The sequence below is a fragment of the Marinobacter sp. UBA3604 genome (assembly GCF_002375325.1).
Classification (GTDB): domain Bacteria; phylum Pseudomonadota; class Gammaproteobacteria; order Pseudomonadales; family Oleiphilaceae; genus Marinobacter; species Marinobacter salarius.
Genome location: NZ_DFMB01000048.1, coordinates 1 through 21045 on the forward strand (window position 1 = coordinate 1; position 21045 = coordinate 21045).

The 21045-nt window shown below is 53.3% G+C and carries 18 protein-coding genes; 10 read left to right on the forward strand and 8 right to left on the reverse strand.

Features of this window, described 5'->3' with window-relative positions; all coding sequences use genetic code 11:
• The first annotated feature begins 304 nt into the window (after positions 1-304).
• A complete protein-coding gene (locus tag B2590_RS14740) occupies positions 305-1162 on the forward strand; it encodes a CYTH domain-containing protein (protein WP_286810607.1) in 858 nt (285 codons plus the stop codon).
• A gap of 1 nt (position 1163) precedes the next feature.
• On the opposite strand, the gene B2590_RS14745 is transcribed toward B2590_RS14740, so the two are convergent.
• The gene (locus B2590_RS14745) at positions 1164-2342 is read right to left on the reverse strand and encodes a potassium channel family protein (RefSeq protein WP_286810606.1); all 1179 of its coding nucleotides are present in this window, start codon (positions 2340-2342) and stop codon (positions 1164-1166) included.
• 81 nt (positions 2343-2423) lie between these two features.
• Here B2590_RS14745 and glnE point away from each other — a divergent pair, with 81 nt between their 5' ends.
• The 3 genes from glnE (at position 2424) to B2590_RS14760 (ending at position 6808) form a co-directional block, all read left to right on the forward strand.
• Entirely contained in the window at positions 2424-5330 is a 2907-nt protein-coding gene (glnE, locus tag B2590_RS14750; protein WP_286810605.1) for a bifunctional [glutamate--ammonia ligase]-adenylyl-L-tyrosine phosphorylase/[glutamate--ammonia-ligase] adenylyltransferase, read from the forward strand.
• A gap of 109 nt (positions 5331-5439) precedes the next feature.
• Positions 5440-6366, forward strand: coding sequence for a branched-chain amino acid transaminase (locus B2590_RS14755; RefSeq protein ID WP_036203452.1), 927 nt, complete (start codon positions 5440-5442; stop codon positions 6364-6366).
• 37 nt (positions 6367-6403) lie between these two features.
• Positions 6404-6808, forward strand: coding sequence for a DUF6165 family protein (locus tag B2590_RS14760; RefSeq protein ID WP_075195807.1), 405 nt, complete (start codon positions 6404-6406; stop codon positions 6806-6808).
• A 96-nt stretch (positions 6809-6904) separates the two neighbouring features.
• On the opposite strand, the gene B2590_RS14765 is transcribed toward B2590_RS14760, so the two are convergent.
• Positions 6905-7933 carry a glycosyltransferase family 9 protein gene (locus B2590_RS14765; RefSeq protein WP_075195816.1) on the reverse strand — a complete coding sequence of 343 codons (1029 nt, stop codon included), beginning with the start codon at positions 7931-7933 and terminating at the stop codon, positions 6905-6907.
• A 155-nt stretch (positions 7934-8088) separates the two neighbouring features.
• Here B2590_RS14765 and B2590_RS14770 point away from each other — a divergent pair, with 155 nt between their 5' ends.
• From B2590_RS14770 to B2590_RS14795, 6 genes are all read left to right on the forward strand, one after another.
• Positions 8089-8805, forward strand: a complete 717-nt coding sequence (locus B2590_RS14770; protein WP_041336056.1) for a 3-deoxy-D-manno-octulosonic acid kinase — start codon at positions 8089-8091, stop codon at positions 8803-8805.
• On the forward strand, positions 8802-9920 hold the full coding sequence (locus B2590_RS14775; protein WP_036203462.1) for a glycosyltransferase family 4 protein: 1119 nt from the start codon (positions 8802-8804) through the stop codon (positions 9918-9920). The genes B2590_RS14770 and B2590_RS14775 overlap by 4 nt, the downstream gene beginning before the upstream one ends.
• On the forward strand, positions 9921-10991 hold the full coding sequence (locus B2590_RS14780) for a CDP-glycerol--glycerophosphate glycerophosphotransferase (protein WP_036203465.1): 1071 nt from the start codon (positions 9921-9923) through the stop codon (positions 10989-10991). It abuts the gene before it with no gap.
• A gap of 27 nt (positions 10992-11018) precedes the next feature.
• The gene (locus tag B2590_RS14785) at positions 11019-11774 is read left to right on the forward strand and encodes a glycosyltransferase family 25 protein (RefSeq protein WP_036203468.1); all 756 of its coding nucleotides are present in this window, start codon (positions 11019-11021) and stop codon (positions 11772-11774) included.
• Between the two features lie 36 nt (positions 11775-11810).
• The gene (locus B2590_RS14790; RefSeq protein WP_036203471.1) at positions 11811-12497 is read left to right on the forward strand and encodes a glycosyltransferase family 32 protein; all 687 of its coding nucleotides are present in this window, start codon (positions 11811-11813) and stop codon (positions 12495-12497) included.
• Positions 12498-12628: 131 nt separating this feature from the next.
• Entirely contained in the window at positions 12629-14623 is a 1995-nt protein-coding gene (locus B2590_RS14795) for an LTA synthase family protein (RefSeq protein ID WP_041336062.1), read from the forward strand.
• Positions 14624-14641: 18 nt separating this feature from the next.
• Here the strand turns inward: B2590_RS14795 and B2590_RS14800 are convergent, their stop codons facing one another.
• The 6 genes from B2590_RS14800 to B2590_RS14825 form a co-directional block, all read right to left on the reverse strand.
• Positions 14642-15922: a sensor histidine kinase gene (locus B2590_RS14800; RefSeq protein WP_091644600.1), complete on the reverse strand. Its 1281-nt coding sequence runs from the start codon at positions 15920-15922 to the stop codon at positions 14642-14644.
• Positions 15919-16653 (reverse strand): response regulator transcription factor, encoded by a 735-nt coding sequence (locus tag B2590_RS14805; RefSeq protein WP_036203478.1) that lies wholly within the window; start codon positions 16651-16653, stop codon positions 15919-15921. The genes B2590_RS14800 and B2590_RS14805 overlap by 4 nt, the downstream gene beginning before the upstream one ends.
• Positions 16643-18091, reverse strand: a complete 1449-nt coding sequence (locus tag B2590_RS14810) for an ArnT family glycosyltransferase (protein ID WP_228301454.1) — start codon at positions 18089-18091, stop codon at positions 16643-16645. The genes B2590_RS14805 and B2590_RS14810 overlap by 11 nt, the downstream gene beginning before the upstream one ends.
• 7 nt (positions 18092-18098) lie before the next feature.
• Complete coding sequence (locus B2590_RS14815) at positions 18099-19127, reverse strand: glycosyltransferase family 2 protein (protein ID WP_091644602.1); 1029 nt, start codon at positions 19125-19127, stop codon at positions 18099-18101.
• Positions 19114-19515: a GtrA family protein gene (locus tag B2590_RS14820; RefSeq protein ID WP_041336067.1), complete on the reverse strand. Its 402-nt coding sequence runs from the start codon at positions 19513-19515 to the stop codon at positions 19114-19116. Before B2590_RS14820 ends, B2590_RS14815 begins: the two co-directional genes overlap by 14 nt.
• 161 nt (positions 19516-19676) lie before the next feature.
• Positions 19677-20981, reverse strand: a complete 1305-nt coding sequence (locus B2590_RS14825) for an O-antigen ligase family protein (RefSeq protein WP_177190666.1) — start codon at positions 20979-20981, stop codon at positions 19677-19679.
• Between the last annotated feature and the right edge of the window lie 64 nt (positions 20982-21045).

The window sequence follows — 21045 nt, forward strand, 5'->3', positions numbered from 1 at the left end:
GGTTACAGCGTGAGCTGGCATAAATGACAGGTCCAACTAAGGATTGCACCCGAGAGCCTGAAGGTTTTTAGGGCCAAACTGCGCCCCCTGCTAGCGGCGCCTCTCACATGAATGCGGCGCTGCCTAAGAAGGTGTTCAACGGCTTGTCTCTGGTACGCTTGCTGGATACGATGGCCCGGCTTCAGAGTCAGCCATGAACCGCCGTATACGGAACCGTATGTACGGTGGTGTGAGAGGGCGGGGGAGGTGACTCCCCCTCCTACTCGATTATGCTGATATCAAATTTCCCAAGGCAGGAGGGGCGATGGCCCAGGAACTGGAAATCAAGCTCAGCGTGGCGCAGCCTGATCTGGATCGAGCCGTTGACTGGCTGTTGGGTCAGCCAAACACTTATGAGTCCGAGACCCTGCAACTGGGGAACACCTACTACGACACGCCCGATGGGGATCTCAACCGCCATAAGATTGCCCTGCGAATCCGTAAGGTGGGTGACAGACACATCCAGACCCTGAAGACCCGTGGTGAGTTCGTTGACGGTGCTCATCGTCGCCAGGAGTGGGAGTGGCCGCTGATCGGTACCACGCTCAATATGGGACTGATTGCCGACACACCTGTGGGGCAGAGCGTGAACCTTGCCAAACTGCAGCCGGTATTTGAGACCAACTTTCAGCGTCGTGTGGTCATGATCGAGCAAGGGGAAAGCCTGGTTGAAGTGGCCATTGATTCCGGAGAGATTGTAGCAGGCGAGCAGTCTCGCCCGCTCAGTGAAATTGAATTTGAACTTAAGGCCGGGGACGCCTCACTGTTACTAACGTGGGCGCGACGTCTGGCGGATGAAGTGCCGGTGTTTCTGAACCTTGTCAGCAAAGCGGAGCAGGGGTATTACCTCGCGGGGCTTTATAACCCGGTTCCGAAAGCAGTGCAGCATACTGAGTTATCGGTGAATGAATTCCTCTTTCTCCTCAGCGTGTCATGGCTCACCGGGCAGCCCGTTCCCGCAGATAGAGACAATTTTGGGGCGATAGGTCGGATGGCTGGCGAGCGCGGAGTCCAGGATCTCTATCAGCACGTGTTCCGTTCGCTGGCAGAGGGGACGAGCATTGGTGAGATGGTAGCCAGTCGGGAGCTTGGCCAACTACAACTGGCCATCGCGGCGGCATAGTTTACGACTTGTCGGCCGCTTTGGCGGCGCTGCTATCCTCTTGGGAGGCCTTTTTCTGCAGGTTGTGCCATTTGTTAATAAAATCGCGATAGTGGGACAGGGCCTCTTTCACTACTTCCACGTCCGGCGTCTCACTGGATTTCACGAGAACGATCAGGCCCTTACCTTCGATTTCCTTATCGGTGGGCGGATGGCAAACGACTTCGTCGCTGTTGTCAATGTAGGCGAGAGCGGTGCCGATACCGTGCCGAATCAGCGCACTGACGATATCCGCCCAGTTCAGGTCGTCCAGTTCAATTTCGTAGCGGTGGGGGTGGTCGTGTTGATAGTTAAACAAATCCTCAAGGACTTTCTCTGACCCTGGTGCGATGACCGAGCGCACCATGATCTCCGGGTAGGTTCTAACCGGCCGGATAACGGTACGGACACCAACTGATGTAAAGCGATCACGATTTTCATCCCGCACGCACTCCGCTGTAACTTTCTGGCCAAGGTTGGACTCACTCAGCCTGTGGGCAATATCAAAGGTCAGGCTGTCGGAGGTCGGGTCGGATTCGTCAGCGGCTAATACAACAATATGTCGGGCTGAACCAGCGTGCACCGCCTTGAGAGCTTCCGGGTCACTACCGGAGCCATGAAAGTGAACCAGGCCATTGTCCGCCAGTTCGGGCGGAAGCCCGTTGGGAAACTGACTGGTCAATATGATGATGGGAACGGTTTCATAACCGGGCACGGCCCGCATTTGGGAGGCAAAGCGAGAAAAATACTGTTCTCCGCCCGTCTGCGGTGTGTTGACGATAACGATGTGGTCTTTCATGGCGTATATCCAGCGTCCGGTTAAGATACGTTCCCGGCGGTAGAACCGGTATTCAATATAATCACTGACGATAAGCGTCAACAGCGTGATGGCGGCAATGAACATCAGCAAAACGGTGCTGAGTCGTCCGATGATGGTCTGCGGCGCAAAATCACCGTAGCCCACGGTAACCAGCGTTGTCATGGTCATCCACGCAGACTCGAACAGCGTGAGGTCCTCTGCCGCCCATATGATCACCACCTGAGTGACCAGCAGCCCGCCAAGAATGGTGAAAAGCCGCTTGATGCGTGACCGGATAATCCCGGACATAGGCAGGTGGGAAAGCTGATGTTCCGGGTTCAGCGGCCGGCGATTCCTCTGCATCGGTGTCCTTACAACGGTTCTGTCGGGGGAGAGTTCGTTATACAGTACGGGAAATATAACAGAGACACAGGGGTTTGCATTATGTCCGAGCCGTGGCGCTCCTTACCGAAGAGTCTGGCAGATGAGGTTGGCGGTGCCTGGTCTTCGGTATTTTCCGAGGGCATGCCCAGTTTTCTGGGCACTCAGGGTGGCGTATCCGATGAGGATGTGGCCCAGGCCGTCGCTCGCAGCCCTTTTGTCAGGCGCACCCTTGAACGCCATCTGGAACAGGTCGCGGCACTATGTCACTCGCGCCCGCTGACTGAGCGCACCACTGCGGATTACCTGCGCCAGCGCTGGCAGGAATTCCTGTCAGACGTGGTTGATGAAGGCAGTCTCCACGCGTCGTTGCGGCAATTCCGGACGGAAATACAGTTCCGGATTATCTGGCGGGACCTGATGCGCTGGGCAGACCTTGCCGAAACCATGGCGGCCACAAGTGACTTCGCCGACACCTGTATCCAGGGTGCCCTGGACTGGTTGTACGAAGACACCTGCGAGCAATCAGGAACGCCGTGGGGAGTAAATCCGGCGACAGGAAAGGAAGGCCCGCAACCCTTGATTGTTCTGGGAATGGGGAAACTGGGCGGGCACGAGCTCAACGTGTCGTCAGACATTGATCTCATCTTCGCGTTCCCCGGGAAGGGCGAAACCCGTGGCGGGCGCCGATCCATTGATAACCAGCAGTTTTTCATACGCCTGGGCCAGAGGCTGATCCAGGCGCTGGACCAGATCACCGCAGACGGCTTTGTGTTCCGCGTGGATATGCGCCTGCGCCCCTATGGCCAGAGTGGGGCGCTGGCGTTAAGTTTTGCTGCGCTGGAAACCTATTACCAGGACCAGGGGCGGGACTGGGAGCGCTATGCGATGGTAAAGGCGCGGGTTGTGGCTGGTGATCAGCAAGCGGGACAAGTCCTGATGGATAGCTTGAAACCTTTCGTCTATCGCAAATACATCGACTTCAGTGCGTTTGAGTCCCTACGTGCCATGAAGTCCATGATCAGCCGGGAAGTACGCCGTAAAGGCCTGGAAAACAACATCAAGCTCGGCAATGGAGGCATCCGCGAGATTGAATTTGTGGTACAGGCGTTCCAGTTGATCCGGGGCGGCCGTGACAGGGAATTACAACAGCGGGAACTATTGGTAATCCTGAAGGAGCTGGAAGAACTGGAGCTGCTGCCGTCACCGGTGGTAAAGGAGCTGAAGGAGGCCTATGTCTTCCTTCGCAATCTTGAGCATGCCCTTCAGGGCATGGAAGACAAACAGACCCAACTGCTGCCGGAAGACGATCTCTCGCAAGCCCGTGTAGCACTGATCATGGGGTTTGATGATTGGCCAGCCTGCGTTGCGGAACTGGAAAAACATCGCGAACGGGTGGCCACGCATTTTGCGGATATCATCGCCATCGAAGATGAAGAACACGAAGTAGCGGCGCTTGATGAAGGCTGGCAGGAACTTTGGCTGGGTGAAATGGACGAGGAGGCGGCGACCGCCTGGCTCGATGAACATGGTTTTGAGGACGCCGAAGGCAGCTATGCTGCCCTCAGCGACCTGCGCGAAACCCGCACATTGCAAACGCTGCAGACCCAAGGGCGACAGCGGTTAAACAAGTTCATACCGGTATTGCTGGAAGCGCTTACTCACGTGGAGGGGCCATCCCGGACGCTGGTGAGGGTTCTTCAACTGGTTGAGGCGATTCTGCGCAGAACCGCCTACATGGTGTTGCTGCTCGAGAATCCTGGAGCCAGGACCCAGCTGGTCCGCCTGTGCAGTGAAAGCCCCTGGATCGCAAGCCAGCTGGCGGAAACGCCCTTGCTGCTCGACGAGCTGTTGAACGCAGAGAGCCTGTACAGCCCGCCGGCAAAAACCGAACTTCAGGATGACCTGCGCCAGCAGATGCTGCGGATTCCCTATGAGGATCTTGAGGAGCAGATGGAGACTCTGCGGCACTTCAAGAAAGCCCACATACTGCGAGTGGCCGCCTCGGAGATACGGGAAACCCTGCCATTGATGAAGGTCAGTGACTATCTGACGTGGATTGCCGAAGTGGTGCTGGACCATGTGGTGGACGTGGCGTTCGCTAACCTGGTCAGCCGCCATGGTTACCCCCGGCGCAAGGATGGCTCAGCCTGTGACACCGATTTTGCCGTCGTTGGCTATGGCAAGTTGGGCGGTATCGAGCTTGGCTACACCTCGGACCTCGACCTGGTCTTTATCCACGATGCCGATCCGGAGCAGTCAACGGACGGTGACAAGCCCATCGACAACGCCGTTTTCTACACCCGGCTCGGGCAGCGAATTGTGCACATTCTCAACACCCAGACGCCGTCCGGCCAGCTCTACGAAGTGGATATGCGCCTGCGACCCTCGGGCAGCTCGGGGCTGTTGGTCAGTACGCTCTCCGCCTTCGAGAAGTACCAGCGTAACGATGCCTGGACCTGGGAGCACCAAGCGCTGGCCCGCGCCCGTGGTGTGGCAGGCTGTCCGGAAACGTTGGAAGCCTTTGAAAAGCTACGTGCAGACATCCTGTGTCAGCAAAGGGATCGGGGAAAGCTGAGGGAAGAAGTGGTCGGCATGCGAGAGAAGATGCGCACCGCCCTGGGCACCCCGCAAATCGAAGGCAAGGTGCCTGAGGTTTTCCATATCAAACACGACTACGGCGGCATTATTGATATTGAGTTTATGGTTCAGTACCTGATGCTGGCCTGGTGTTCCGAGCATCCGGAACTGACGCAGTGGTCCGATAATATTCGCCAGATGGAGGAACTGGGCCGGGCGGGGGTATTGCCGGTGGAAGACACTGAAAAACTCAGGGAAACGTTTATCACCCTGCGCTCCACCATACACCGGCGGGCACTGCAGAACCTGAATAGCCAGGTGGCGGGTGATGCGTTTCCCGAAGAGCGTGATTACATCCAAAGTATGTGGAATCGGGTTATGTTGGGGTGATTGAGAAGTGATGGAGGAGTGATGGAAGAGTGATTGCGCCCCTTCGTAACCCCGAGTTTTCCTGCTAGAATGCCGGTTTCCCGAATAGAGTGCTTTAGGAGCAGAAACAATGTCGATGGCTGATCGCGATGGCCTGATCTGGCTGGATGGTGAAATGGTTCCCTGGCGGGAAGCCAAAACTCACGTGCTGACCCACACCCTGCACTATGGTCTGGGTTGTTTCGAGGGTGTCCGCGCCTACAGCACTGAAAAGGGTGCTGCGATTTTTCGCCTGGAAGATCACACCAATCGTCTTTTCCGCTCCGCCCATATCCTCAACATGACCATGCCGTTCAGCAAGGACGAGTTGAATGCGGCCCAAATCGCCGCAGTGCGTGAAAACAATCTGGACGAAGCCTACCTGCGCCCAATGGTGTTTCTCGGCTCTGAAGGTATGGGGCTGCGCGCAGACAACCTCAAGGTTCATGTCATGGTCGCCGCCTGGAGTTGGCCATCCTACATGTCACCGGAAGCGAAGGAGTTGGGCATCAAGGTCCGGACCTCCTCCTACACGCGGCATCACGTCAACATCACCATGTGTAAGGCCAAGGCCAACGGTAATTACATCAACTCCATGCTGGCCCTGAATGAAGCCATTGCCAGTGGCTGCGAAGAAGCCCTGTTGCTGGACAACGAAGGCTACGTGGCTGAAGGTTCCGGCGAGAATATCTTCATTATGCGTGATGGCGTGCTCCATACACCGGAACTGACGTCCTGCCTGGAAGGCATCACCCGCCAGACCATCCTGGATTTCGCGAAAGAGCTGAACATTCCGGTGAAAGAGCGTCGTATCACCCGGGATGAGGTCTATATTGCGGACGAAGCCTTCTTTACTGGCACCGCTGCAGAAGTGCTGCCGATCCGTGAGCTGGATGGCCGTTTGATCGGCGCTGGCAAGCGCGGCCCGCTGACCGAGAAGTTGCAGGGTATGTATTTCGATGCTGTGAAGGGCAAGAGTCCTGCGCATTCACACTGGCTGACAGCGGTTAACGGCTAACGCCGTGGTCCACTAACAACACCTGCAGGAAGAGCAAATGGCGGACGTTATCAAAGTGCCGGTCTCCTTCGGCGAAGTGCTGGACAAGATCACCATTCTGGAGATCAAGTCTGAACGCATTGCAGACGCGGAAAAGGTCAAAAATGTTCGGCTCGAGCTGGACGAACTGAGCGCCACCTGGAACGAGGCCGTTCAGGATCAGGCAGCCATCGCAGATCTGCGCAAGCAGCTTAAAGAAGTGAACGAGGCGCTCTGGGAAATCGAAGACGACATTCGTGATCAGGAAGCTGCTCAGGATTTCGGCGTAAAGTTTATTGAGTTGGCTCGCGCCGTCTATGTTACCAACGACAAGCGCGCCGCCATCAAGAAGGACGTTAACCTGGCCCTGGGTTCACGATTTGTGGAAGAAAAGTCCTATCAGGATTACACCGCCCGCAAGTAAAGCGGTGCTTTCATTCGCCTGGATTGTCATACCCTCTCCCATCGCGGGAGAGGGTTAAAGAGAAGGCCCGAGAGAGCCGTAGACAGTGGCTCGGCATCAGTGCTGGGCAACCCACTGATCCAGCATCTCCGTCACGTCCTCCACCGTCACCAGTTCCATCGCCCCCTCGAATTCCGCCTTGGCGCCCCAGCGAGCCTGCTCAACGGTTTTTCCGGTAAACCGCTTCAACGCTTCCGGATATCGATTCACGCACCATTGCAGCGAGTTGTAAGGGCCGGAACGATTGGGATTGCTGGCCGCGAAAATACCCAGCACATCGGTGCCCATTGAACTGGCAATGTGGGCCGGCCCGGTATCCGGTGCGACGACCAGATCGGCGCGTTCCAACAGAGCGGTGAGCTGTTTCAGTGTATCCTTGCCACAGATGTTGTGCGCTTGTTCCGCCATAGCGTTTTCGATGTCTGTGCAAAACTCCGCTTCAAAGGGGGCGGGACTGCCCACCAGAATCACCTTCATGCCGTGAGTGCGGATGGCGTGATCAGCCAGTTGGGCATAGCGCTCGGCAGGCCAGTTGCGAAGGGTGTGGCTGGCACAGGGGCTGATCACGAGGTTCCTGCGGTCCGTTGCGAGGTGCTGCCTGGCGAACTCATGATCTTCGGAGGCCAATGGAATGACCCATTTTGGTGCGGCGGGTTCCAGGCCAAGTGGCTCCAGGAAGCTTGCCAGGCAGTCCCGCACGTGCTGTTGCGCTGCCGGAGCGATTTTCCGGTTTATAAACAGGCTGTGAAGGTCCTTGCTACGGGCACGGTCGTACCCTACTTTCACCTTTGCCGGAATCATCGCCGCCGCCAGATTGGCCCTGAAGGCCACCTGCATATGCAGCAAGGCGTCAAATTTTCGGTTTTTCAGGGTGTTATGCAAGTCCGCATAACCTTTTCGACCGGCTTTCTTGTCGAAAACGACAAACTCGACACCCGGCAGGTCGCCAATCAGCTTTGCTTCAATCTTGCCGATTACCCAGGTGATTTTAATGCCGGGCACCTGTTCCTGAAGGCTCAATACCACGGGAATGACATGGGTGACGTCGCCAATGGCGGACAGGCGCAATATACAGATGGAGTTAATCAAGTTACGGTCCGTTTCAGGTTCAGAAAACATGTATGTAGAGCTTTGGCGTGATTCATTGATAAACTGCTGCGTATTCTAACCTACTCGCTGGTTATCGTCTCAGGGCGACCAGCGGTTCGTCTCTTTGGTTATTGGTTTGTATTAGGGTGAGCATGGCTGAGTCTGAAATTTGCGTCCGGGACAACCACTCAGCCTGCCTTCTCCATCCGGATTATCTCGGCCAGGTGTCAGAGGCTTGGTTCAGTCCTGAATACTGGGGAAAACTGGCACGTCCAGTCAGTAGCGGAGGACGTGGTGGCGCATGGTTTGTCGATGCCGACGGCCATCAGGTTGTGCTGCGGAAATACCTGCGTGGCGGATTGATGACAAGGCTCTCTAGGTCATCTTATGTGTTTCTGGGGGAACAGCATGTCCGATCCTTTGCCGAGTTTCGCCTGCTCAACTGGTTGACAGAGTTGGAGCTGCCTGTACCCAAACCGGTGGCAGCATGGTATCGAAGAATGTCGCCGTTACATTATCAAGCATCGATTATTATTGAGCGAATTGACAACACCGCGCCACTAGCTGACCTGATAGGATCGCTGGATGATAACGGATGGAGGAATCTCGGCGTGAATTTGCGCCGGTTCCACGATGCTGGAGTAAAACACGCAGACCTGAATTGTTTTAACGTTCTGGTGCGAGGGGATGAGTTCTTTTTGATTGATTTTGATAAGGGGCGGATTGTCCAGTCACCGGCGTCTGCGGGTTGGAAATCTGCCAACCTTGAGCGCTTCGCCCGGTCTCTTCGGAAACTGGCTGGCGCGAAAACTCAGGAGCGCGTCTGGTATTTTTTAATGAATGGCTATAACGGGAGTCAAGAGGCTTGAGTAATACGCAAAAAAACGGGCCGCTACCAGCTGTCCTTTGTCTGACTGACGCATGTGATCGCCCGGAAACCGAGCTATTCATTGGCCTTAAAAAAGCCGGGTATGATGTGGATGTAATGTGTAATCCGAAAGGGCAAAATTATCAGCGCCTTGTGGATGAGGGCATGGTCGCTCAACCGATGGCGCTGGAAGATCGCTTCGACAAGGTAGGCATCGCGGCTATCCGCGAGCAGTTGAAGAAGAAAGATTACGAGGTCATACACGCGTACAATCCTCGGGCCCTGGCCTGTGGCCTGACTGCCTCGAAAGGCACGGACATAAGGATCGTGGCCTATCGAGGTGTGATCGGGAACATCAGTTTTTTGAACCCCGAATCCTGGATAACGTTTCTGCATCCCCGGGTCAGTAAAATTGTGTGCGTCGCCGATGCAATTAAAGATTACCTGTCGAGCCTGAAGTTTTTGTGGATGCGTATTCCAGATTCGAAGCTCCAGCGGATCTACAAGGGCCATGACCTCGGGTGGTACCAGGCTGAGCCAGCTGATCTGGGGGAGTTTGGTATACCCGAGGGCGCCTTTGTGGTTTGTTGTACTGGTCGTAACTCCCCTCGCAAGGGCTACGACGTTCTTATTGACGCATTCTGCAAGTTGCCTGATGACATTGAAGCGCACCTGATTCTGGTGGGCGATATGGCTGAGAACAAGGATCTGCGAGCTCAGGCGGAGTCCACTAATCGTTCTGCTCGAATTCACTTTACTGGTTTTCGCAGGGATGCGCCGGCCATTGCGGCAGCCAGCAATGTCTTTGTATTGCCCTCCACGGAGCGAGAGGGGCTGCCTCGGGCTGTGATTGAAGCGATGGCCTATGGAGTTGCGCCGGTGGTGACAAGTGTTGGTGGCATGCCTGAACTTGTTGAGGATGGAGCCAGCGGGTTGGTGGTGGCTCCTGATCACTCTCAGGCCCTCGCGAGTGCCCTTGAGCGCCTGTATCGAGATGGCAGCTTGTTGCGCCAGTTGGGGCTTGCAGCCCGAGAGCGGATAGCTGCTGATTTTCATACCTCGCAAACTGTACAGCAGACCGGCGAGCTTTATAACGCTTTGACGGGCAGGTTCTGAATGCGTCGTTATCTTTTGTTTGTTAATCAGCCGTACTCGTATTCCATTCTGCGGCCTTTACAGGAAGAAATACGCAAACGGGGCGATGACGCCGCCTGGTTTGTAGCAGGCTGCTCTGCGGCGCCGCTGTTACCGGATGAGCACCGCCTGACAACTGTGAAGGGCGTGATGGAATACGATGCCTGTGCGACTTTTGCCCCTGGTGACTGGGTGCCGTATTTCTTTCCCGGAATCAAAGTTGAGGTATTTCACGGCCTCGCTCGAAACAAAAGGGGGCATAGCAGCGAGGACGAAAGTGATCACTACCGGATTCGTGGCTTTTTTGACCTCTACTGTACTCACGCGAGCAAAGACACCAAAAAATTTGGCGAGTTGGCACAGCAGTATAAGTATTTTTCGGTTGCCAAAACCGGCTGGCCCAAGTTGGACCCCCTGTTCGATAACCGGCATACCGGTGAACGTCTACGGAATGAGGGCGAGCGGCCCGTCGTATTTTTTGCATCCACGTTCAGTCGTTCCGTGACTGCAGCTCCCCAGTTGTTGAGCACTATCGCAAATCTGTCTCAAAATGATCGCTGGCAGTTTATCGTCACATTGCACCCCAAAATGGATCCGGCAATTACCGATCAGTACCGGGCGCTTGCAGGGCCAAACCTGCGTTTTGTCGAGAGCCATGAAGACTTGCTGCCGATACTGCCAGAGGCGGACGTGATGTTATGCGACACATCCTCCATCATGTTCGAGTTTATGTTTCTGGACCGTCCGGTGGTGACGCTCAACACAAAAATGCCGGGTCCATATCTGATTGACGTCAACTCGCCTGATCGGGTTGAGCAAGCGCTGGAAACAGCATTGGGTCGGCCCCCTGAACTGATGTCTGCGGCAAGGGCCCTGTGCGATGAACTGCATGGTTTTCGTGACGGCAAGTCCAGTGCTCGCGTGATCGATGCGGTCGATGAGTTCCTTACCGGTGAGAAGGGAGAGCTCAGGGGAAAGCCGTTGAATATCCTTCGAAAAATCAAAGTGCGCCGGCGCCTCAAGCGTGAGCTGAGGAAGTCGGCCGAGTACTGATACCTGTACTTCAAAGGGATAGAATCTATGCCGGATGGGATCTGCCCAGCCAAAGTCATCGTGCTCACGTTGGAACGGGCAAAAGCCCGGCAAGCCCGCATTAAGTCCCTTCTGGACAGTGCCGGAATTCCCTTTGAATTCTTTTGGGGGGTAGATGGCCAGCGCGATCCAAACCCCATTGAGCCGTTCTACGACGAGAAAAAAAGACTGAGGGTGAAAGGAGCTCCTTTAAGTCAGGGACAGCTTGGCTGTTTTGCCAGCCATTACAGAATTTGGCAAAAGTGTCTTCAGGAAAATCAGAATCTGGTAATTCTGGAAGACGATGTCATATTTGACGAGGGATTGTTCAAGATCTTTTTGAAGAATATTCCTGAATTACCTCAAGAGGCGGGGTGCGTCAGGCTGTTTGAAAACAAAACACGAAATCACAAGGCATTTGAGTACGCTCAATTGAAAGGACTTCGATTGCTTCGCTATACCAAAGGGCCTATGAGCACCATGGGGTATTACCTGACCCCAGGCGCCGCAGAAAAGTTTATCGAATCGCTGAGGCCGGTTTTTCTGTCGGTTGATATCTATATGGACCGATACTGGTCAAATAAGGTGTTGTGTTGTGGCGTTGAGCCGGGCTTTGTCTATCACGATCATCAGTTTGAATCGATGATCGGTTACACGGAAAAAACGCAGCGTAGAGCTATTGTTGTCACAATCCTCAGGGAGTTGTTTACTCTGGGTGAGCGGATTCAACGGTATGTTTACAATAGAAAATTTTGGTTGAAATAGAAGGTAATATGGGGATTCGAATAGGGCTTTCGGGTGATGAATGAAACAATACATGCCATTTGGTTGGGGAGTCGAATGCCACCATTGGCCCATGCCTGTATTGATGACTGGTCAAAGCAGGGCTACCACTACAGGCTTTGGACAGAGTCTGACCAGGCGATAAACGAATGGGTTGACTCCTGTGCCTTCGCAAAGGTGTGCTACCAGAAAAAGCTGTACGCATTCGTATCCGACTACCTAAGGTTGAAGGTCCTTCAGCGTGATGGTGGCCTATACCTTGATACCGACGTGACCATCCGAAAAGATCCGTTTCCGCTTTTTTCCGGCCTTCAGTTTTCCGTTGGTTATGAGAATCAGGATTTTCTTGGAACGGCGTCGATATATGCCGAAAAGAATTCCAGAATTCTGGCAGCACTGATTGATTTTTATGAAAGTGCGATATGGGAATCGCCGTTGTACATTGGCCCCCAAATACTGACCAGCTTACTGGTCGACAAGGGACTGCAAGAGCTTGAGCGTTGCAAGCTCTATCCCGTTGAATACTTCTATGGCTATCAACAGGAACCAATGAACTTCGTCGCTCCAGACAACAGCTATTTAATCCACTGGTTTCAGCATAGTTGGGGGCGCGCTCCCGGACTTGTTTTTTTGAAATCGAAGCATCTTGGTTTTTGGGGGCGACTTTATACCTGGCAGAAATACTTTTTTCGCGGTCGATCCTGACTTAACCTTCGGGTCTCAGGTCGCTCTACTTTTTGATATTTCTTTGACATTTTCCTGACACTGCTTCCACCCCGAATGCAATAACCTCCCGCTTAAAAATTCAGCCTTTTAAGTACGAGGATTGCATTCCAATGCCCGTAGAACGTTCTGGTAGTGCCAAGCCCAAATGCCACTTTGTTACGAGGGCGGGTGCTTATTTTCCTTTGTTGGTTGTTTTTTGTTCTGTTCTGCTTGTCGGTAGTCTATCGCGCTGTTTGCTTGTTCTATGGCAGTTCGACCGAGTGTCCGAGTCAGGCGTGTTCCCAAGTATATTCTTACATGGGCTGAGAGTTGATTTGATTCTCGCGGGGATGGCTGTGGCGCCGATGCTGTTGGTTCTTCCCATTTTAGGGAACCGATTTAACTGGGCTCTGTGGAAAAAGCTGACGTTCTCCTGGGCAATTCTGGTCATCGCGCTGATCATTTTTATGGAGCTAGTCACTCCTGCCTTTATCAACCAGTACGATGTTCGGCCTAACCGGCTTTTTATCGAGTATTTAAAGTATCCCCGGGAAGTGTTTTCCATGCTGTGGACCGGCTACAAGTCCACGGTATTCCTCAGCCTCGGGCTTACCGTTGCTGGTGTGGCCGTTTTTTGGAGAACATTACGCTCGTGGTTGGGCGCACCCCGGCCTTCAAGCCATAGAAAAGCACTGTTGATCTGGCCGCTGGTGGTCGTAACGGTATTTATGTGTGTGCGTTCGACAACCGGCCATCGCCCAGCGAATCCGGCCATGTTTGCTCTAACGTCAGATCCGCTGGTCAACTCATTGATCATCAACTCTACGTGGTCTGTTGCATTTGCCATCTACAACTTAAAGCATGAAACCGAGAGCAATCAGGCCTACGGGTCAATAACAGACGAGGTGATGTTGGATGAGGTTAGAAGTGCGCCTTGGCTGGAAGGTTACGAGTTTTCGTCTGACAACTACCCTACATTGCATCATCAAACTCCCAGCTATCAAAGGACGTCGCCCATCAATCTGGTGATTGTCCTGGAAGAAAGCCTGGGCGCAACATTTGTGGAATCCCTCGGGGGCAGGCCGGTTACGCCCAGATTGGAAGCATTGAAAAATGACGGGTGGTGGTTTGAGAGCCTTTATGCCACAGGAACGCGCTCTGTTCGCGGAATTGAGGCCGTCATCTCCGGGTTTCTACCCTCCGCATCGCGCAGTGTGGTGAAGCTGTCACTGTCGCAGTCGAACTTCTTTACGCTGGCCGGCCTTTTGGAACGCAAAGGCTATGACACCGGTTTTATTTACGGAGGTGAAGCGCATTTCGACAATATGCGGAGCTTTTTCTCAGGCAATGGCTTTCAGCATATTGTCGATCAGCTCGACTACGATAGCCCAACGTTCACAGGTAGCTGGGGAGTAAGCGACGAGGATCTGTTTCGGAAAGCGGATCAAGAACTGCGAAAACTGAACGCCGCCGGGCAGCCGTTTTTCAGATTGGTATTCTCCTCTTCCAATCACACCCCCTTCGAATTTCCAGATGGGCGGATCTCGCTTTATGACAGCGAGAAGAACACCGTCAATAATGCGGTAAAGTACGCTGATCATGCCCTGGGCGAATTTATTGCGACGGCACGCCAGCAGGACTACTGGGAGAATACCGTCTTCTTGATTGTGGCAGATCATGATGCTCGTGTATGGGGTGACGAGCTGGTTCCTATCAAAAACTTCCACATCCCCGGATTAATTCTCGGTGGCAAGATTGCGCCGCAGCGTATCAGAACCATGGTCAGTCAGATCGATTTGGCGCCGACATTGCTGTCATTGATGGGCATGGAAGCGGACCATCCGATGGTAGGGAGGGACATCACCAGGCACCCGGAAAAAGCCGGGCGCGCTATGATGCAGTTCAATGACAACTATGCGTGGATGGGAGGCGATCATCAGGTGTTGGTTCTCAGGCCGGATCAATCGCCCTTGAAGGGCATCTACGACCCCGGGTCGGGCAAAACGGAATACTCCGATGCCGAGCCGTCGCAGGCTGAATTTCAACGGGCTTTGGCATTTGCCCAACTGCCACTATGGCTTTATCGTGAGCAAAAGTATGATACCCCTGACGTGAATAAACCATAGCGACGGCGTTGCAGGTACTCAGTGGGGCAGATCCTGCGTATCAATGACAATGACGGTGCCTTCGGAGTCTGTTTTTTCAACCTGGAGGCCCCAGTGAATGCGTTCGCAGGCCAGTTGCACAATCAATAGGCCAAAGCTGCTTTGATGGAGTTTTCTGGTCTCCGGCGCCACAACGGTTGATATTGCCTCCATTGCCGAGGTTGAAAGACCTTTGCCAAAGTCCTGAATGCGAATCCTGTGATCCGTTATAAAAATGTCGACGCTGCCGTTGGTGTGTCCGAGAGCATTCTGAACCAGATTGCGGATAATCATCCGTACCAGGGCGGGGTCTGAACGTAGGACAACGCGATCTTTCTGGGGGTGGAGTACTGTGCGGCCGTTAAATGCAGGGTTCAGATCCTTGAGGTCGACAAGCAGTTCACGGGTCGTTGCTACGATATCAATGTTGGCAGGGTTGTCCCTATCCTGTTCCCCGCGGGCAATTCTCAATAGCATTTCTGTGTCTTCCCGCATGGTGCGGGTAGATCTGCGAATTCGTCCCAGGGTTTTCTGATCGGCTTCCGAGAGCGTTTTGCGCTGCTCCAGTACATCTAAAGCGCCCATAATGACCGCCAGGGGGGTTCGAAATTCGTGGCTGGCAAGCTTTACAAAGGACTTTTCCCGCTCAACCACGGTCTCCATTGCCGAAAGGAAGCGATTAAAGGCATCGGCGATCTGGTCGAATTCGCGATCCCTGTAGTCGCGTGAGAGTCTTTGCATCGAAACCCCGGGCTCTGTTGACTGCACGTCGTGAGTCAGTGCCCGTAGCGGCTTTAGCAGATAAGATGAGGCAATACCTGAAACGAAAAGCCCCAAAAACATCAGCCCTGCAGCCAGAACGAGCAGCACGATCTGAATCACCGCTTCCCTGTTCTCCATAATCGTGATGTCCTCCGACACGTAGAGCCGTCCAGGAGGTTTGATGGTTGTTTCAACGTTCAGTATTTTCGTCCAGTCATCAAACTCGATTTCGTCTGAGTATCCGACGGGACGGTCATGAAGGTGCTGGGGCAAAAGTGATTCTGGTGCGCCACTTGGTAGAAAGTACGCTTCAATGCGACCGGTTTTCCAGCTCTGAAAGCTCGACTCCGTAATTTGCTCTTTGAAGTACTCGGCATCAAGTTTCAGTTCCAGGCCCCGAATAGTGTCTTCCACATCGTTTACAAAGAGCTCGACGGCGACCATCGAAACTGTTGTCGTTATGACAACAATGCCAAACAGTGTGGCGGACAGGCGGCGGGACAGTGAATGCTGCTTCATTGTGGCATGGCCTTTGGGTCAGGCAGTATTAAACGATAGCCGCGCCCATGAACGGTTTTTATCAGGCTATCGCCAAACGCCTTCTCCAGGGTCTTGCGTAATGCATAGATATGGGTACGCAGCGTGTTCCCTCCGGTTTCTGTATTTTCATCACCCCAGATTGATTCCGAAAGGACATCATGACTGAGAAAGCTGGGATAGGCGCGAATCAGTAGTTCAAAGAGCCTGGCGGGCGTACCGGTAAGTTCTGTCGATTTTCCCCGATAATGTACGCTGAGCGTGCCGGGATCAAACTGAAGCTCTCCGGCCTGAAGTCCCTTGAAAACCGGGGTGTAGCGCCGGTGAAGAGCGTCAATTCTGAGCTGTAGCTCTTTGAGTTCAAATGGTTTCACCAGGTAATCGTCAGCACCACAGTTAAACCCCTTCTCTTTATCTGCGAGTGAGCTCAACGCGGTCATAAGGATGACCGGTTTCTGGCATTGTAGATCTTGCCGGATACGGCGACAGATCTCGAAACCGTCTACCCCGGGAAGCATCAGGTCCAGAACAATGACATCGTATGTCTGAGTTGCCAGCAGGTGCAGTGCGGTCAACCCGTCGGCGGCATAGTCCAGGGTGTAGCGGTCGTCGCCGAGAAACTCGAACAGGTTTTCCGCCAGGTCTTTCTGGTCTTCCACAATCAGGATGCCAAGTCGTCGGCTGTCGATTGAACTAAAGGATCTATTGGTCATTCTTTGACAATTCCTGACGATGGATATTTGGATTAAACGACACTAATCGATATCGCCGGTTCAGTAATTCTGTGTTGGCCTCTCGAAGCCATGTGACCACTGATTCCTGGGAGATTTGCTTCGGAATGGCAACGAAATAGGTCGCATAGTGAGGATTGGCTTTCGTTGCTGACAGTTCCTCCGATGTTATTTCTTGTGCAGCTCCTCTGGAATAATACCTTGCAGAGAACGGCAGATCATTGAGGTACAAGAGTGGACTGCTGTCGTGATCGGCCAGCTTTTCGTACTCCAGAACCAGCTGCTTTTCGGTTTTCAGCGTATAGACGCCTTGCGTTCCCAGCAAGACAAATACGGTCATCAACACTGGAACGGCTCCTGCCAATGGATAATAAAACTTACTGAAGCGGGCCAAATCCAGCCTGGTGAGCCAGTAAGCGATCAGTATGGCAGTAAACGGCAAGGAGGGGAGTGCGTAGGTCCAGAGTGTGTTGCCAGCAGGGGTAAAGAATAACAGCGGGCCCATGGTCGCCAGAAAAACGAAAAGCAGTCTTGGGTCGCGCAGTGCGCGCATCGAATCCTTGCCCTTCCCTCGAAACCAGGACACCGCCAGACAGCTGATGGCGATAAGACCCCAGGGAAAACTGGCCCAGATCCAGAAAACCCAGATCATACCTTTGGGTTGCAGATGGGCAGTACCGTAAAGGTCCCCCGCCCATCCCGGGTCAAGAAACCGGCGAACATGTTCGCCAACAATAAAGTAGTCGATAAATCCAGGGGTTTTCCACTCGGCAAGCACATACCACGGCAGAACAACCAGAGCTGTGAAGGTACACCCCCAGAGCCAGGGGAGCCGGCCAAGCTTTGCGGGCGCTGTTCGGGTCATAACCAGCCAGGTGCCAATCGGAACGCCAATCAAAACCAAGGTGAGCGGGCCTTTAGCCAGCAGTCCAATGGCCACGCCTACGAAGAAAAGGAATCCCCAGGCAGTGGACTTCCCATTCAGGGTGAGACCAAGGCTGACGAGGGCAAGCGTGGTGCCAAGCGCCAGAAAGGCGTCGGTCATCACCGCTCCGGCACTGATGTAAGTCAGGGCCATGGAAGAGAAGACCAGAGCGGACCAACGAGCGACTGTTTTCCCCCAGAGCAGTAAAGCGAAGTGCCAGGTTAGATAGACGATACCGACGGTTGCGATCCAGGAGGGTAGCCTGATGACGAATTCGGAGAGCCCGAACAACTGGATTGACGCGGCCTGCGCCCAGAACGACAGTGGCGGTTTGCCCCAGAACGGTACGCCCGGTTCAAACCAGGGGGTGATCCAGTCACCGGTTTCTACCATCAGCCGGGCGATTTCAGCGTACCGTGGTTCTGTCGTGTCGGCGAATGGAAACAGGGCCATACCGATGAAGCGACTTGCTAAAATGGCGGACAGGACAAGCAACCAGGGGCTAATTCGAGCTAGCATGGCGATATGGCTCCGGATTCAGGGTGTTGGGTCGAGCTCCTGCCTGGACGCTCTCCATGACATCTTCTGTGAGGTAAATCGGGCGTTGCTTTGTCTCGACATAGGTTTTGCCGACATACTCGCCTACGATGCCAATACTAAGAAGCTGAATCCCTCCCAGAAACGTAATGATGGCCACCAGCGATGGATAGCCGTTGGTGACGTCACCCAGTAACGTAGCCTTGACGACGATCCAGAGCCCGAAAAGGGCACCCATTGATGCTGCAAGCAGGCCCACGCCAGTGGCCCAGCGCAGTGGTGATGTTGAAAACGAGGTCAGTCCTTCCAGCGCGAGCCCGATCAACCTGGGATAGTCCCACTTGGAAACTCCCGCAGCTCGTGGCGCCCGGTCATAAGGAAGTACCGTGGTGGGCATGCCTATCCACGCAAAAAGCCCCTTCATATAGCGATTGCGTTCGCCCAGAGACATCAGCGCATCGACTGCCCTGCGGCTCATCAGTCGAAAATCTCCGGTATCGACGGGGATATTTGTCCTGCTTGTTCGATTGAGCAGCCGGTAAAACAGATGAGCGCTCAGGCGCTTGGGCAGAGATTCCCCGTGCCTGGACCGCCTCTGCATCAATACAACATCGGAACCGGACTGCCACGCTTCGACCATGGTTGGAATAAGTTCTGGTGGGTCCTGAAGATCCGCATCAATCACCACGACAGCATCACCGGTCGCATGTTCCAGGCCGGCAGTGAGAGCCGCTTCTTTGCCAAAGTTACGGGTCAGTTTTACCAATCGAATACCACTGCGACGCGCCAGAAAACTGGAGATGTAGTTGGCGCTCCCGTCTTCGCTGCCGTCATCAACGAAAACCAGTTGGGTCGCTACCGTGAGGGAATCAAGAATAGGCAGCACCCGTTCCAGAAAAACGGGCAGCATTGCTCGTTCGTTGAAGACGGGTACGACGATGGAAAGAACTTGTTTACTGCTAATACGGGTAGGGAGAACACTATGTCTGCTCATGGAAGACCAACCTCTGGTAAACAACAAAGTTCAATAGCGCCCCGAATGTCGTTGTGACGATCTGGGCAGCGGTGACTGGCAGGGACAGGCCCTGATGGAAGAAAGAAAACAGAATGAAATTCGTTATCCAGGCAAGCAGACAGGACAACGCATAGCGTCCGACGGTCTTTGCATGGGTATCTGCATTCGGAAAGGCTAACTGACGTTGAAACAAATAATTGGCAACAGCGCCGCACAGGCTTCCAATAGCGGTTGCGTATAAAGGCGAGAGTCCAAGTAGTACAAGGCCAGCCATCGACGCCCAATGAATGGCGGTTGCGATGCCGCCTGCGGCTGCAAAGCCAAGCACCTGCTGGCGGATACCCGGGGATACCTGGGAGTTGACCATGTCTGATTCCAGTGCTGTTTCACAGGAAGCGCTCGCTGTAATGCGAGCACAGTTCAGGTTTAGGTCGGTATGGTAGTTGAAGGACTGTCAGAAAAGCTTTGTAGAAACATCAAGAAAATGTCAAAGGTGTTTAAGCAGGGGATCGTAGATTGATCCGAATTTTACGGAGGGCCTGTAAGGAGACGGTCATTTTTTTTGAATTGGAAGCTATAAATAATGCCGTAGAACACCGAAAAGACATATATGCCATTCCAGGAAAAGAAAAATGACTCAAAACAGTTCACGGTTATCCAGAATATGGCCGTCGTTGTTGCGAATATACGCCACGTATTGCCAGTGACGCCTTTGGGGCTCTTTGAAACCGTGATCACGGGGAAAAAGATCAGAAAATAAATGAACACAGTTCCGACTATTCCAAAGCTGACCAAGCTTTCGATGTGGGAGTTGTGAAGGTGGCTGAAACTGGATTTCATGGCGTCTGAAAAATTATCTGATTCGGAGATAACCAACTCTCTGGCATTCTCGCCGCTGCCGAGTAGAGGCCGCATTTTGAACCACTGCCAGGCTTCTATCCACAGGTTAATCCGTATTCCGACACTGCCACTGTTAGGAATAGATTCTATGTCCAACGTTGCCGCATTTTTTATGTTGTCAGTTTCAGCACCGATCCTTTTGGAGACGATTTGCGACGTTGACAGCGCCATCAGTACGAAAAACAATGCGATATAAGAAAGCACCACAGCTTTAGTTGAGATACGTGACTGTGGCAAAAGTTTCAGGGTTAAAGGGGCTGCGAGAAAACACAAGAGCAAGGAGAGCCAAACCTGACGCGACTGGGTGATCACGGTAATCAGTAGGAAAAACAGGAAGAAAGCGATGGCAAGCGATGACTTCAGTAGTTTCAGGTGCTTTGACGCTGTCGTTCTGGCAAGGAGCAAAAAAATGGATGCAATTAAGCCAAATCCTGAAAATAACGAGGTGTGCTGAGCATTAACTACATTAAAATCAATACGGGAACCGGAGATTCCGGCGTATATTTCCCCGAAAAAATCGCTCGAGTTGCTGATAAAGATTCCCAGCGCACTCAAGCAATAAGCGATCAGGATTCCAGCGATTATGTTGGTATTTCCTCTCGTCCAATAGGCGATAAACCAAAAGATGAAAAAGCTATAGAAGAAGAACGGGGACGGTTTTGGCATAGCCAGATCAGGGATGGCTACGATGCTGTTGATCCAGCTCAACAGGGGAATGGCAATGGAGATGAAAAACGCAATGTATATCGGGTCTTTTTTTATCTTCTTGAAATTATAGAAAATGGATAACAAGGTGCCAATAAAGGTGATCATAAAGAAGACGTCACCGATATCCCGGTAGAATCGTTTGAACAGAACGAAGCCGATGATAGTGGCCACCATCAGTTGGCTGAAGCGTTGACTAGCCACAATGCTTTCAAGTCTGGATGACAAGGTCTCACCTTTGATTATAAATGTACCCAACGGCTCGGTTCTCAACTGCGCTGACGGCGACGCC

Bases quoted from the DNA above. Each gene is read 5' to 3' on its own strand.
- B2590_RS14740 (WP_286810607.1), top strand. From the start codon at position 305: ATGGCCCAGGAACTGGAAATCAAGCTCAGCGTGGCGCAGCCTGATCTG.
- B2590_RS14745 (WP_286810606.1), bottom strand. From the start codon at position 2,342: ATGCAGAGGAATCGCCGGCCGCTGAACCCGGAACATCAGCTTTCCCAC.
- glnE (WP_286810605.1), top strand. From the start codon at position 2,424: ATGTCCGAGCCGTGGCGCTCCTTACCGAAGAGTCTGGCAGATGAGGTT.
- B2590_RS14755 (WP_036203452.1), top strand. From the start codon at position 5,440: ATGTCGATGGCTGATCGCGATGGCCTGATCTGGCTGGATGGTGAAATG.
- B2590_RS14760 (WP_075195807.1), top strand. From the start codon at position 6,404: ATGGCGGACGTTATCAAAGTGCCGGTCTCCTTCGGCGAAGTGCTGGAC.
- B2590_RS14770 (WP_041336056.1), top strand. From the start codon at position 8,089: ATGGCTGAGTCTGAAATTTGCGTCCGGGACAACCACTCAGCCTGCCTT.
- B2590_RS14780 (WP_036203465.1), top strand. From the start codon at position 9,921: ATGCGTCGTTATCTTTTGTTTGTTAATCAGCCGTACTCGTATTCCATT.
- B2590_RS14785 (WP_036203468.1), top strand. From the start codon at position 11,019: ATGCCGGATGGGATCTGCCCAGCCAAAGTCATCGTGCTCACGTTGGAA.
- B2590_RS14790 (WP_036203471.1), top strand. From the start codon at position 11,811: ATGAATGAAACAATACATGCCATTTGGTTGGGGAGTCGAATGCCACCA.
- B2590_RS14795 (WP_041336062.1), top strand. From the start codon at position 12,629: ATGCCCGTAGAACGTTCTGGTAGTGCCAAGCCCAAATGCCACTTTGTT.
- B2590_RS14800 (WP_091644600.1), bottom strand. From the start codon at position 15,922: ATGAAGCAGCATTCACTGTCCCGCCGCCTGTCCGCCACACTGTTTGGC.
- B2590_RS14805 (WP_036203478.1), bottom strand. From the start codon at position 16,653: ATGACCAATAGATCCTTTAGTTCAATCGACAGCCGACGACTTGGCATC.
- B2590_RS14815 (WP_091644602.1), bottom strand. From the start codon at position 19,127: ATGAGCAGACATAGTGTTCTCCCTACCCGTATTAGCAGTAAACAAGTT.
- B2590_RS14820 (WP_041336067.1), bottom strand. From the start codon at position 19,515: ATGGTCAACTCCCAGGTATCCCCGGGTATCCGCCAGCAGGTGCTTGGC.